8 protein-coding genes are annotated in these 13,090 nt (G+C 69.9%); 2 read left to right on the top strand and 6 right to left on the bottom strand.

What is annotated here, in order from left to right:
• Window positions 1–146 precede the first annotated feature (146 nt).
• Entirely contained in the window at window positions 147–1,649 is a 1,503-nt protein-coding gene (locus tag AC5FRV_RS14165) for an oligosaccharide flippase family protein (RefSeq protein ID WP_493561735.1), read from the top strand.
• A 313-nt stretch (window positions 1,650–1,962) separates the two neighbouring features.
• A complete protein-coding gene (locus AC5FRV_RS14160) occupies window positions 1,963–3,819 on the top strand; it encodes a right-handed parallel beta-helix repeat-containing protein (protein ID WP_493561734.1) in 1,857 nt (618 codons plus the stop codon).
• 182 nt (window positions 3,820–4,001) lie between these two features.
• On the opposite strand, the gene AC5FRV_RS14155 is transcribed toward AC5FRV_RS14160, so the two are convergent.
• The 6 genes from AC5FRV_RS14155 to AC5FRV_RS14130 form a co-directional block, all read right to left on the bottom strand.
• Window positions 4,002–5,306, bottom strand: coding sequence for a sulfatase-like hydrolase/transferase (locus tag AC5FRV_RS14155; RefSeq protein ID WP_493561733.1), 1,305 nt, complete (start codon window positions 5,304–5,306; stop codon window positions 4,002–4,004).
• 136 nt (window positions 5,307–5,442) lie between these two features.
• Window positions 5,443–6,840 carry a hypothetical protein gene (locus AC5FRV_RS14150; RefSeq protein ID WP_493561732.1) on the bottom strand — a complete coding sequence of 466 codons (1,398 nt, stop codon included), beginning with the start codon at window positions 6,838–6,840 and terminating at the stop codon, window positions 5,443–5,445.
• Window positions 6,841–6,946: 106 nt separating this feature from the next.
• Window positions 6,947–8,386, bottom strand: a complete 1,440-nt coding sequence (locus AC5FRV_RS14145; protein ID WP_493561731.1) for a right-handed parallel beta-helix repeat-containing protein — start codon at window positions 8,384–8,386, stop codon at window positions 6,947–6,949.
• Window positions 8,387–8,550: 164 nt separating this feature from the next.
• Window positions 8,551–9,705, bottom strand: a complete 1,155-nt coding sequence (locus AC5FRV_RS14140; RefSeq protein ID WP_493561730.1) for a glycosyltransferase family 2 protein — start codon at window positions 9,703–9,705, stop codon at window positions 8,551–8,553.
• A gap of 155 nt (window positions 9,706–9,860) precedes the next feature.
• Window positions 9,861–10,838 (bottom strand): DUF1616 domain-containing protein, encoded by a 978-nt coding sequence (locus tag AC5FRV_RS14135; RefSeq protein ID WP_493561729.1) that lies wholly within the window; start codon window positions 10,836–10,838, stop codon window positions 9,861–9,863.
• Window positions 10,839–10,842: 4 nt separating this feature from the next.
• Window positions 10,843–12,795, bottom strand: coding sequence for a hypothetical protein (locus AC5FRV_RS14130; RefSeq protein WP_493561728.1), 1,953 nt, complete (start codon window positions 12,793–12,795; stop codon window positions 10,843–10,845).
• Window positions 12,796–13,090 lie beyond the last annotated feature (295 nt).

Below are 13,090 nucleotides of genomic sequence, written 5' to 3'. Positions count from 1 at the left end.
TTACCTTGCCCGGGCCGTGCACGGATCGGAGCGATGGGACTGCCGATCGTCTCGACGGGGCTACCAGCGGTCGCGTCGCGTGCGCCCGGCCGCACCGGGCAGGACAGCGTCGGATCGATCCGGGGCCGAGCGGGGCGCAGACGGCGATGAATCGCAAACTGACCAGCGGCTTCCTCTCGATCCTGAACGCCAAGATACTGGTCTCGTTCGTCGGCGTGCTCTCCCTGCCCTTCGTCGTCCGCGCACTGGGCGCCGACGGGTACGGCGACTACGCCTTCCTCATGTCGACGTTCTCCATGCTGATGATCCTGGTGAGCTCCGGGGTGACGGAGGGGGTCCAGAAGTTCGTCGCCGAGGAGCGCGACGTCGCGGGGTGGCGCGAGCAGGTGCTGGGCTTCTACGGGAAACTCGCCGTCGCGCTCGCGCTGGTCGGCAGCGTCCTCCTCGCGGGCGCCACCTGGCTCGGGCTGGTCGACGGCCTGCTCTCGCCCCGGTTCAGGACGTACTTCTACCTGCTCGCGGGGCTGGTGGTCGCGGCACAGCTCCGGGCGTTCGTCCGGCGGTCGCTGATGGGCGTCGGCCTCGAGAAGTACTCCGAGTCGCTGGTCGTGACCGGGAAGCTCACCTGGCTCGGCGTCAGCCTGGGGCTGGCGTGGATCGGCTACGGCGTCGCGGGTTTCCTGATCGGCAAGATCGCCGCCTCCGCGCTCACGGCCGTCGTCGGCGGGTTCGTCCTCTCGCGACACGTCTCGATCCCCCGCGTCCTTCGGTCGAGTGCGCCCTCCTTTCCGCGGCGTGAGCTGCTGTCGTTCAACGGGCTCAACATCGTCCTCGTCCTGTTGCTCATGTCGCTGTTCCACGTGGACATCGTGATGCTCCGGCTCCTGGGTGACAGCGCGCAGACGGGCTACTACAAGGCGGCGCTGGCGCTGGCCGAGTACATGTGGCTCGTCCCGATCTCGCTGCAGACGCTGTTGCTCCACTCGACGTCGAACCTCTGGTCGAACGACCGGCGTGAGGCCATCTCAGAGCTGGCCACCAGGGTCACGCGCTACGCGTTCCTGCTGACGGCGCTGCTGGCCATCGGCGTCTACGCGCTGGCCGACCGATTCGTCCCGTTCTACTACGGCCAGGCGTTCGTCGTCCTGCTGGAGCCGCTGACGCTGCTGTTGCCGGGCGCGCTCGGGTTCGCGCTCGCCCGGCCGCTGTACGGGATCAACCAGGCCAACGGGAACCTCCGGCCGCTCATCGTCGCCACCGGCGGGGCGGCCGCCGTCAACGCCGGCCTGAACTACGCCCTGATCCCCCTGTACGGCATGTCAGGGGCCGCCGCCGCGACGAGTATCGGCTACGGGTCGATGTTCGTCCTCCAGGTCGCCTGCGCTCGCTACCTCGGCTACGACCCGCTCTCGGGGCTGCGACCGACCAGACTCCTCGCGACGGTCGCCGTCGGCGCGCCGCTGATCGTCGGGCTCGACGCGCTCGTCTCGAACACGCTCGTCGCGTTCGCCGTCGTCCCCGCCGTCGGTTTCCTCGCGTTCGCCGCCGTCGCGCTCGGCACCGGCGCCCTCGACGCCGAGGAACTGCTCGAAGCCGCGGAACTGTTGCCGGACCCGGTCGAACGCGGCGTCCGGCTGATCGTCTCGTAGGCTCTCAACGGGCTACCGTCCGGGACGCGCGTGGCCAGTATTAACGCGTTACGGCCTGGTAAGCGGACCGTACTACCCTCTTCTTGTTATCAGAGTGGCTCTTTATCCGCCCTTTCGGACGAGGAGTTCGCCTCTACCTGGTAACTAACTCGGTGTAACTGGTCCCTCCCGGGACGTAACCGACGCCAATCAGGGAGGTTTCAGCCAGTTACTCGCGACAACACTTAACCTAAAACTCCAGAGAAAGCCGGGTACAGTGACAGAGAAAGACGACGCTACTGCCGGTAAGGAGCGATTAATCGATAGACGCAGTATGCTGACGCTGACGGGTTCGGCCGCGGCCGCGACGCTACTCGGCGTCGGGAGCGCCGGCGCCCAGACCACCCCCTCGAAGTACATGCTGCTGGACACGACCGACACCGAGGAGGTCTGCCACTACGTCGTCGAGGCCTCGGAGGCCATCGAGGTCGTCCCGACCGACGGGAACACCGTCTCGACCGCGACCGACACCCGCGTCGAGGGCGAGGTCGACCAGGGCTACGTCGCTATCAGGTACGCCAGCTGGGTCTCGACCATCGAGATCGACGGCCGGGCCTACGTCCGCTTCGGTGACTCGGCCGAGGCGCTGTTCCCCGACACGGGCCGGGAAATCGTCGTCACCTCGCCGACCGAGGTGGACTACCAGTTCACGGCGACCGAGGACATCGAGCGCATCGAGGACGGGAGCCGGAACGCCGCCGAGACCCGGAACGACTCGATCACCGAGAACGACGACGGCACGGTCACCGCCGACGGCTTCACCGGCAACGGCTACGGCGACTCCTTCACCGTCTACGGCGACGTCACCGAGTTCACGCCGCTCGAGGGCGACCACACGATCACCGTCGACGGTCAGGAGATGACCGCCTACGAGCTCACCGGCCAGCAACCCGAACAGTCGAAGCGCCTGCGCATCGTCTCCCCCACGGAGATCGACTACACCTTCACCGTCACCGACGGCGCCGAGCGCGTCGAGGACGGCAGCAAGTTCGCGGCCGAGACCAACAACGACACCATCGAGCAGAACGCCGACGGCACCTACCAGGTCAGCGGACTCACCGGGAACGGCTACGGCGACACCTTCGACCTGACGGGCGACGTCACCGCTTTCTCCCCGATGGAGGGCGAGTTCACGCTCACCCTCGACGGCGAGGAGGTTTCGGCCTACGAGCTCACCGGCGAGGAACCGCCGGAGAACGACGGACCAGTCATCGGCGGCGGCGAGGGATACGCGAACACGGTCCCCGAGTCCGCGGCCGACGTCGTCGTCTCGACGAAGGCCCAGCTGAACGACGCGCTCCAGAGCGCGAGCGCCGGTGACGTCGTCTACGTCAGCGGCGACGCCGACATCTACATGGGGGAAAGCGAGTTCTCCATCCCGAGCGGCGTCACGCTCGCCTCGGACCGGGGCATCGACGGCGCGGCCGGCGGCCGGCTCTACACCGACCGCCACCCGTGGCCGATGCTCGAAGCGGCCGACGACGTCCGCGTCACCGGCCTCCGGATCGAGGGTCCCCGGCGCGACTGGTACGACCGCGGCGTCCTCGAACAGGGCCTGACGCTGGCCGGCAGCGGCTGTGAGGTCGACAACGTGGAGGCCTACGGCTGGGGCTGGGCGGCGGTCCGGTGCCAGCAGTCGGCCCACGTCCACCACAGCGAACTCCACACCAACACCGAGGACGGCTCGGGCTACGGCGTGGCGACGACGAGCGCGAACGACGTCCTCGTCGAGTACAACCACTTCTACGACAACCGCCACAGCGTCGAGTCGACGGGCGGCGACTACACGGCCCGCTACAACCACGTCACCGGGAAGGCTATCTCTCACGTCTTCGACCAGCACAAGCCCGGCGGCGACCGGATCGAGATCTACAACAACACTGTCGAGGTCGTCGACCAGGACCGGAAGGACAAGAACGCGCCAGCGGTGGCCATCCGCGGCGTCCCCTCCGACGGAGCGTACGTCCACGACAACTGGTTCTACAACCCCGAGGAACCCCGGAGCACCCCCGACGGCTGGACCGACGAGGCCATCATCCAGGTCCACACCACCAGCTGGCAGAACGTCGAGTTCGAGAACAATCACTACGGCTCCTCGACGCCGCCGTCGTCGGACATCGGCTGTCCCTGAGGTCGGCTGTCCCCGAGGTCGGCTGTCCCCGAGGTCGGCTGTCTCCGAGTCCGGTCACGCGTCCGTTTTCCTCGCTGAACGCTGTTTTCGCGATTCGCCGACCACGCCGAGTGACGCCACGAGCGCCGGCGTCGACCGACGCAGCCAGACGCCGGCGTCGAGCAGCGTCCCCACCCTCGCGCTCAGGCGTAGCCGACCCGCTCCGGCCGGTCCCGGACGTCCTCGTCGACCGCCGGGTCGCCGTCGGTCACCGCCCGGACGTCGACCGCGTCGTCGAGTTCGTCGAGGCGCTCGCGCGGGTCGACGGCGAACTCCCCGAGGGTCCGGAAGCCGTCGGTGTGGGTCTCGTAGGCGTAGGCGCCGGTCCGGGAGACGAACCCGGACAGTGGCGCGTCGCGCTTCTCGTACTCGGCTTCGGGGACGTCCTCGCGAGCGAACTGGGCCTCGTGGAAGGGGAGCAGGCCGTGGTACTCCGTGCGGAAGTCCCGCGATTCGCGGTCAGCCGCCAGCAGATTCCGGCCACGGGAGTCGACGTCGACGCCCGCCAGGTAGGCCACGGTCCGGTGAACGTCCAGCAGGCTGACGACGCCGTGGTCGACGTCGTCCGCGACGCCGTCGCCGCTGATAACCAGCGGAACCTGGACCAGTTCCGGGTGGAGACCGAAGGAGTGGTTCACCATCCCGTGCTCGCCGAACAGCTCGCCGTGGTCCGAGAGAGTAACCACGTAGTCGAAGTTCTCGGAGAGTTCGTCGAATATTTCGCGGTAGCGGTCCGAGAGATAGGCCGCCGAGCGCTCGTAGGCCCGACGGGCAGCCTGGAGGTCCGGCTCCTCGTCGGTGAAGGCGTCTGCGGCGACCACCGTGACGGGGTCGTCGTCCGGCCGCGCCGGGTGGTAGGGCGTGTGGGTCTCCACGAGGTTGACGAACAGGAACTCCTCGTCGCCGAAGTCGGTGGCCCGGACCCGGTCGCGGACCGCCGCCGTGCCGCCGTCGGCCGCCGAACGCGAGTACAGCTCGTACCCCTGCCGGATCGACTCGCGTGTCGCGCAGTCCGAGCGGACGCAGCGCCAGACGGCGTCGAGGTACTGCCGGACGCCGGTCGAATCGAGGTCGGCGAACCACTCGCCCCAGTCGAAGGCGTCGTCTGCGAAGGATGGCAGGCTGTCGCGGCCGACGAACTCGTCGAAGCCGCGGTCCCAGCCGTCGTGCTGGAACAGCTGCGGGTTCGCCGTGAGACACCGGGTGCGGTAGCCGGCGTCCCGGAGCGACTCCGCGAGGACCGGTTCGTCGCAGTCGAGGTCGCCGGCGTGGCCGTGGACGCCCACCTCGCTGGCGTACGTGCCAGTGAACAGCGAGGCGTGGGCGGGGACGGTCCAGTGCGACGTCGAGTAGGCCCGCGAGAAGTGCCGGCCCGGGAGCCACTCGAAGTGGTCGTCGAAGGTATCCGACCGCAGCGTGTCCAGCACGACGAGGGCGACGCTTGGCATACCAGCCCAGTTCCACGACGTTCCACGTAGTTATGCCTTCGCTACAGCACCGTCGCCAGTGGCGTGGATCGACGGCACGGTGGCCCGTTCCGGAACCACGCCTCACAACACCCCGCCCGGGATGCGCCGGATTCCCTTACAGCGCGACCCAGTTCTGGCCGTCCGGCTGGGCGCGGTAGGCGGTCCAGGGCTCGGTCGACGTGTCCCAGACGGTGGCGTTCGTCGCGCCGGCGTAGTCGGCGTGCCCGTTCCACTCGCCCTCGACGGCCGGGTCGCCGTCGTTGGTCCCCCAGCGGTTGATCAGCGTCCGGACACCTTCGTCGGTGACGTGCTCGTAGTCGACGTTGGCGACGTTGTCGAGGACGCTCTCGGTGCCACTCGTGATCGTGATCGACCAGGGATCGCCGGCGGTGCCGCCGATGCCGTTCACGTAGCAGTCGTCGTCTTCGACGCGGAGCAAGGTGGTCGAGTACTCCTCGCTCGTCCGGTCGCCCCAGACGCCGCTGGCCCGCACCGACGACCCGCTGGCCCGTAGCAGCGGCCGCCAGCCGTCGTCGCGTCCCCAGTTCCGCGCGAAGACGTTCGAGATGGGCGAGTTGCCGGTGCCGTCGACGATGGCGCTCTGCTTCGCGCCCTCGACGTGCATGTTCGAGATGGAAAAGCGCGAGGTCCCCCGGAAGCCGGCGTTCAGCCCCTCTTTCAGGATGACGTCGGCGTACTGGTTGCCCGGCGTCGTGTTGACGATGCCGTCGTTGCCCCCCGCCGAGAAGATGGTGACGTTCGTGAAGTGGCTCTCCGCGCCCTCTATCTTGAACCCCGACCCGATGGCGTGGACGTTGTCGACCTTCAGCCGGTTCCCGCCGCCGAGATAGAGCGCGTGGCCGTTCACGTTCTCGACCCAGGCGTTCTGGACGCGACAGCCGCTGGCGCTGGCCGCGAGGTGGAGCGCGTCGCCGCCGCCCCAGCGGAAGATGACGTTCTCGAAGGTGTAGTCGATGACGTTGCCGTCCGTCTCGACGATGTTGGCGTCGCCGCTCCGGTCGCCCTCGCCGGCGCCGTAGACGGTCATGTTGCGGACGCCGCCGAAGTTGCCCGCCTCGCCGGCCAGCCGGACGGTCGGCGTCGACGGCTCGTCCGCGGCGTGACGGAGCGTCGTCGTCCGGACTCCCTCGCCGTTGAGGTACGTCGACGTGTCGCTGTAGTCGAAGTCCGGGTCGGTCTCGACGCCGTCGGTCTCGAACCAGCCGCTGCCGAACTCGACGGTGCCGTGGTAGTCCGCGAACAGGTCCGGGGGCACCTGGTAGGGGTCCTCGCGCGTCCCCGAGCCTTCGTCGGCCTGCGCCCGGACCTGCGGAATGCCGTTCAGCAGTCCCGTCTCGATGGCCTCCCGGGTCGTCACCTCTCTACCCGACGCCTGCTGGTCGGTCTTCGCCGCTCCCTGCCCCGCGTCCAGATTCAACCCCTGACAGCCGGCGACGGCGGCCGAGGAGGCCCCCGCCAGCTTCAGCAGCGTTCGTCGTCGTAGCGATGTCATCGGTCTCGGGTGGACCGTCCGACCCCCGACCGATTGTTATTTCTCGGCTGACGGGGCGTAGAAACGACCTACGGCCGAGTTCCCGAACTGGTCCTGGTCCCTCTCCTCACTGCTCGCTATCCAGCGCGTCGCCCGTTCGAACGTCGAGCGTCTCCACCGTCGACCGTCGTCCCCGGACCGGAATCCCGGGCACGTCGATCTCGCCGCCGTCGACGACGCAGTTCTCGCAGGCCGTGAAGGAGAGGCCGTTGCGGCCCGGACCGGTCCCGCTGACGGTGCAGTCCTCGAAGGCGACGTCCGCGCGGCCGGCGATCTCGACGGCCCACCCGCCGGCGGCCGACCCGGTGACGGTCACGTTCTCGAAGGTCGGGCCCGGGGACGGGTCCGCCGGGTCGTCGTCGAGGGCCCGGATGGCTGGGGTGTCGTCGCGGTCGACGCGGACGGTCGTGTCCCGGATCGTCGACGTCCCGGCGTTCGGGTGGAAGACGAGGCCGCCGAACCCCTCGCCGGCGTCGGCGCCGACGACGACGTCGCAGTCCTCGACGACGATACCGCTCCGGTTGCGCAGGCGGATGCCGCGGGCGTTCATCGCACCGGCGTGGGAGGGCGGCCGCTCGTCGACGACGACGGTGACGTCCCGCGCCGTCGAGTCGGTCGAGCCGAGGCGGACGTTGGCGATGTTGTTGTTCGCGTAGCGCCCCCCGCGGACGTGGACCGTGCCGTCCCGGCCCCGCAGGGCCTCGTCGTCCCGGCCCGGTGCAGAGGCGTACAGCCCGTTGTTCGGGAACCCCGAGATCTCGCAATCGACGAACTCGAGGGTGCCGGCGTGGGCGGCGCCGACGTAGAGGCCGACGGCGTTGCCCCCGTCGTGGCCGCCGTCGGTCGCGACGACGTGCTCGACGGTGCCGGTCGCCGACTCCTCGCGGACGTCGAACCGGAAGGCGGCGGGGTTGCCCGGCAGCGACTCGTCGGGCATGGTCCCGCGCACGCGGACGTCTCGCACCGCGAAGTCGCCCCGGGAGAAGACCTGCGTCGCGCCGCCGGCGCCGGACGCGCGGTAGTCCAGCGTGAACCCCTCGAACAGGAAGTCGCTGACACCGTGGAACTGCAGGAACTGGTGCCCGATGTCGACGGCGGGCCGGCCGGGGACGAGGCTCGTCTCGTCGGGCGACTCGGCGACCAGGCCGGCGTTCTCGACGCCCTCGACGCGGAGCGAGTTCACCCGGTAGGTGCCCGCCGGGACGTACGCCAGGGTGTCGTCGGCGACGACCCGCTCCAGGACGTCGTCGATGGGCTCGGATCCGTCCGGGCTGGCGCCGGCGGCGACGACGTCGACGTACTCGTCGAACCGGTCGTCGTACGCCGACGCGAGGCGCTCCCGCGAGGTCGGCGTCGTCGGCGTGGGTGTGTCCGTGGTCCGGTCTCGCTCCGGACTCGTCGTCTCGGGCGCGTCATCTCGGAACTGGCAGCCCGCGACGGCGGCCGGGAGGGCGACGGCGGCCCCGCGACGGAGGAACGACCGCCTGGAGGGACGGTTGCCGGTCATGGCTGACTCGCGGGCGCCGCTTCTGCGTGGGCGGGTGGCCCGCTCTGGAGCGACCGAGCGGGCGCGGCGTCGTCGGTGATCATGTGGTGTGAGTTCCTCGCCTGCGGGTTAGTTACGCAGCCGCTGTGTCTCCATTGCATCGACCGGCGCCGGGCAGCCGTCGCCTACTCGACGACGTCGCCACCGTCGGCGACGGATCGCTGGCGTTCGCCCCCGTCCGGTTCGGCGACCTGTTCGGCGACTTCGACGGGGAACGCCGAGTGCTCGTCCGGCGGCATGAAGAAGCCGCGCACGAACCCGGCGCTGCTGAGGACGTACTTGCCCAGCCGCTGGGTCGCGTCGGCGTGACCCTCCCAGGCGACGTCGGCGGCGAACATGGCGAGCGAGACGGCGAGCCACACCACCACCAGGATGGGCTGGACGAGCAGGCTCGCCGCCCCGACGACGAGCCAGCCGTAGAAGGCCGCCCGGTAGCGATACCGGTCGACGAACTTCCACACTGTCCGCGGTGAGCGGAGGTTCTTCCGGACGGCCTGCCCGAGGCCGAAGTAGTAGCCGTTGCGCCACCGCCGGCGCAGTTCGGCCGCCCCGGGCGCGTAGGGGTGGGAGGCAGCGACCATCGGGAGGCGCCGGACGTCGTAGCCCGCCTCCGTGATCCGGTAGCCCAGTTCCACGTCTTCGAGCGCCCGCAGGAACGGGTCGAACCCGTCGACCTGGTCGAGCACGTCGGCGTCGTAGAGCACGACGCCGCGGAGCGCCTCGACCGGCTCGGGGTCGGTGGCCTCGGCGGTGTTGAGGTGGCCGTCGATGCCGGCGACGTCGTCGCGCTGGTCGAGCACGCGCCGGGCGCGGTCGAGCCACTCCCCCGAGAGGCGCATGTCGCCGTCGACGAACAGCAACTGGTCGCCGGTAGCGTATCGCTGGCCGACGTAGCGGCCCGCACCCGGGGTCGTCAGGTCGTCGTCCGGGATCCGCAGTACCGTCACCGGGAACCGGCGGGCGCGTTCGACCGTCCGGTCCGTCGAGTTCGAGTCGACGACGATCACCTCGAGCGACGGGTCGTCCGCGACGGCCGCCAGGATCGACTCCAGGCAGGTCTCGATCCGGTCTTCCTCGTTGTACGTCGGGACGACGACGGACAGCGACGGGAGGTCACTCGATTCGGCCGTCCTTCGCCCGGGTCGGGTCTCCGCGCGACGGAGTGACCACTGGGCGTCGTTTCGTTCGCCGGGCGAGCCGTTCCGTCCGCCGGACGGGTCGCTGCGCCGTCGCCACGGCGGTCGCCCGTCCCCGCCGTCCGAACCGACGTCACTCGCCATCCGCGTCACCTGCGTGTCGGCGCGTCGTCGTGTCAGATACCATCAATTACTCACTCGTTTGTCTCCGGTCTCGTCCGGAACGTCGCCACATCGCTCGTTAGTTATGCATCGTGTACTGCCGAACTCCGGCCGACCGCAGTCCGGTGATCTACCGACTACGTCACCTCGACCGGCAGGTGGACGACCCGGTGGGCCGACGCCCGGTCGGGCTCCGCGGGCGCCTCCCCCTCGTAGAGGAAGAAGGCCAGCGTGTGCTCGCCGGTCGTCGTCGGGGTCACCGTCGCCGTCTCCATGGTCGCGTCGCCGGGTCGGACCGTGGTCGAGAACCGGTCGAGTTCCTCCCGGCTCTCGACCGTCGCGTTCGCGCCAGCGCCCGACCGCTCCTGTAACTGGGCGACGACGGTGTACTCCCGGGGCTGTGCACTGTGCTGTTCGATGCCCAGCGTGTACTCGGCCGTCTCGCCGTCGGCGAGGTCGGTCGTGTAGCCGCTGGCCTCGTACTCGCCGTCGGCCGTCTCCGTGACCAGGTAGAACTCCGTCTCGGCGGCCTGGTCGCCGGTGACGGCCATGGTGGCGCTCCCGACGAGCACGAGGGCCGCGACGGCCGCACAGCCGAGGGTGAGGCCGTCCGTCGGGACGCCGGCCAGCAGCGACCGGTCGGTCGCCGGTCCGCCCGCCGCGCCAGCACCTCGTGCGGCACCGGGCCCGCGTCGGTACGCGGCGACGAGTGCGGAGACGACGGTGACGGCGGCGACGCCGGCCAGCACGGGCACGAGAGTGACGCCGACGACGAAGTCGAGCGCGAGCGCGACGAGCGGGACGACGGCGACGCTCGCCACGACGGACAGGACCAGCCGTTCGAGCCGCGAGAGGCCGTCGTGGGTCTGGCGGACGCCGAGGCGGTCACCGGGCCCGTCGGCACCTGTCGGGGTGGCCGTGGCGGGCGCGATTGCCGTCACGACGGCGTACCCCGGCGCGAACAGCAGGACGGGCAGAGCCAGCGGGACGGCGACGGCGGTCGGCAGGTCGCCGACGAGCGCCAGCACGGCGGTCACTGCGACGACGTAGCCGGCGGCGACGGCCAGGTCGGTGTGCGATGCGACGCGTCCGGAGGTGGTGGTAGTTCCTGACATCGGTCTAGAGTGCGGCGGGCGACTGGCAGTAGCGAACCTCCTCGTTGGCGTAGAGGACGGCCGTTTCGCCGCCGCAGACGGTCGATTCCTGTAGCTGGACCTGGACCCAGTCGTCCTGGTATCTCGCGGAGGCCGCGCCGTGGGTCTGGTACTCCCGGTAGACGGCGGCGTCGGCGCTGACGGTGCCGTCCTCACCGAGCGCCAGCCCCTCTACCTCCTCGCCCTGCCAGCGGGTGAACAGCGTTCGGTAGGGGTGGTCGGTCTGGAGCGCTGGGGCGCCGTCGGGGTGGATGGCGCTCACCGTCTCGACGGCGGCCAGTTCGGAGCTCGTCCCGGAGTAGCGCGGGTAGTGCTCGTCGAACATCGGGTCGCCCGGCGCCGCCTTGTTCGAGGCGAGCATCGCGCCGGGGAACACCAGCGCGAGGACGAGCAGGCCGGCGACGACGGCCCGCGAGGAGAGCCGCGTCGAGAGGTACCGCACCCCGATGGCCGCGATGATGGCCATCGGCGCGTACATGAACGCGTACCACCGGCCGGGGAGGAAGATGTTCAGCCCGAACAACGGCAGCCCCAGCACCACCACGAGCATCCCCGCGGCAGCGATGACGTAGGTGAGCGAGAGCTGGGAGAACCGGTCGCTCCGGACGAGCGTCAGCGAGCCGAGGACGACCGCGGTCAACAGCAGGAAGAAGCCCAGCGCGTCGACGAACTCGACCCACTTCGGGACGTCCGTCACGACGGCCGCGAGGGCGCCGCCCGCGGCCGGCTCTGACCCCATCAACTGGAGGAAGCCGACCGAACCGTCGAGGGCCCGCCGGAGGCTGCCGACCATCGTCTCGATGAACGTCCCCGACCCGTAGGGCGTGAACGCCCAGTTGACGACGGTGAGCCCGCAGACCAATGCGAACACCGGCGTCACGTTCGTCGTCTCCCGGCCGGCCGTGACCCGGCCGAGCGAGCCGTGCCTGTCGGCGAGCCAGACGACCCACTGGGCGGCCACGGCCGCCGCCAGGAAGCAGAGCGTGACGAACGCCGATATCTGGTGCGTGAGCACGACGGCGACGCCGACCAGTATCGTCAGCCCGAAGACGGGCCCCTCGCGGTCGACGAAGAACAGCTTCGTGATGCCGTAGACGACCACCAGGAAGAAGACCAGCCCCAGGCTCGTCGGGATGAGGTGGACGCCCCACCGGACGACGTGGTCGGCGACGGCGTAGGTCGCCATCGCGAACAGCGACCAGCGGACGGGGAGGAAGTGCCGGGTCGTCAGGTAGACGAGCACGACGGAGAGGGGCATCACCAGCCCGAGCGTCGCGTAGACGGCCAGCCGGATCGATGTGTTGAACGCCTCGGCGGCGACGACGGCCAGCAGGTGATACAGCGGCGCGGCGACGTACTTCACGTCCGCGATGGCCGCGAGTGACCCGCCCTCGCGGATCGCCTGCGCGTACTCGGTGACGTGCGTCCAGCTGTCGACGCCGATCAGCCCCGGCGTCGTCGCCAGCGCCGCGAACCGCACCACGAGGGCGAAGGCGACCACCTGCAGGACGATCGACCCGGGGCGTAACGCCGAGTCCCGGACGAACAGTATCTGGACGAAGATCAGCGCGCCGGTGACCGACGCCACGCCGAAGAAGGGGAGGCTCCGACCGCCGGTCGTCGTCGCGACGAGCCCCAGCGAACCGACGGCCAGCAGCGTCACGCCGCCGAGGCTCCGGCCCGCCAGGTCGGAGAGGCGCCACCGGACGGCCGCGACGTCCTCGCGCCCGAAGTGGGCCGTCACCAGGTAGAGCCCGCTTCCGATGCCGATGAGAACCGGCACGACCTGGATGAACAGGTTCTCTGTCAGAAAGCGCAGCGGGAAGAGGGCGGCCGCCAGCAGCAGGCCGGCGACCGCACCGATCTGGTCTATCCGGCCGTCCAGCCAACCGTCGGTCCTGACTGCCCGGTTGCTCATTCGCGATCGACCTCGCGGCCAGTTGCTCGCCCGCCGGCGCGGTCCGCGGGTCGCCAGTCACCCCTTGCCCGTCGACGCGACGTCTGTCTGCCCGTTCGTCTCGGTCCCTCGCTCGAAGTCATGGATCGGCCCTTGCGGTCTCCGGCCATTGTTACGCGCCGACTGACGCCTCGGCTCACTCGAGGGCTATCGGGAGAGAGTGCCTGAAACCAGCGCTATAGAGTACCTACCAATAGGGGACCCGCTCCAGTCGATCGCGACGGACGGCGCCGTCGCTCACGAAACGGGATTCCGG

The sequence above is a fragment of the Halomicrobium sp. HArcel3 genome (assembly GCF_058933135.1).
This window is presented reverse-complemented; position numbering and strand designations above follow the sequence as displayed.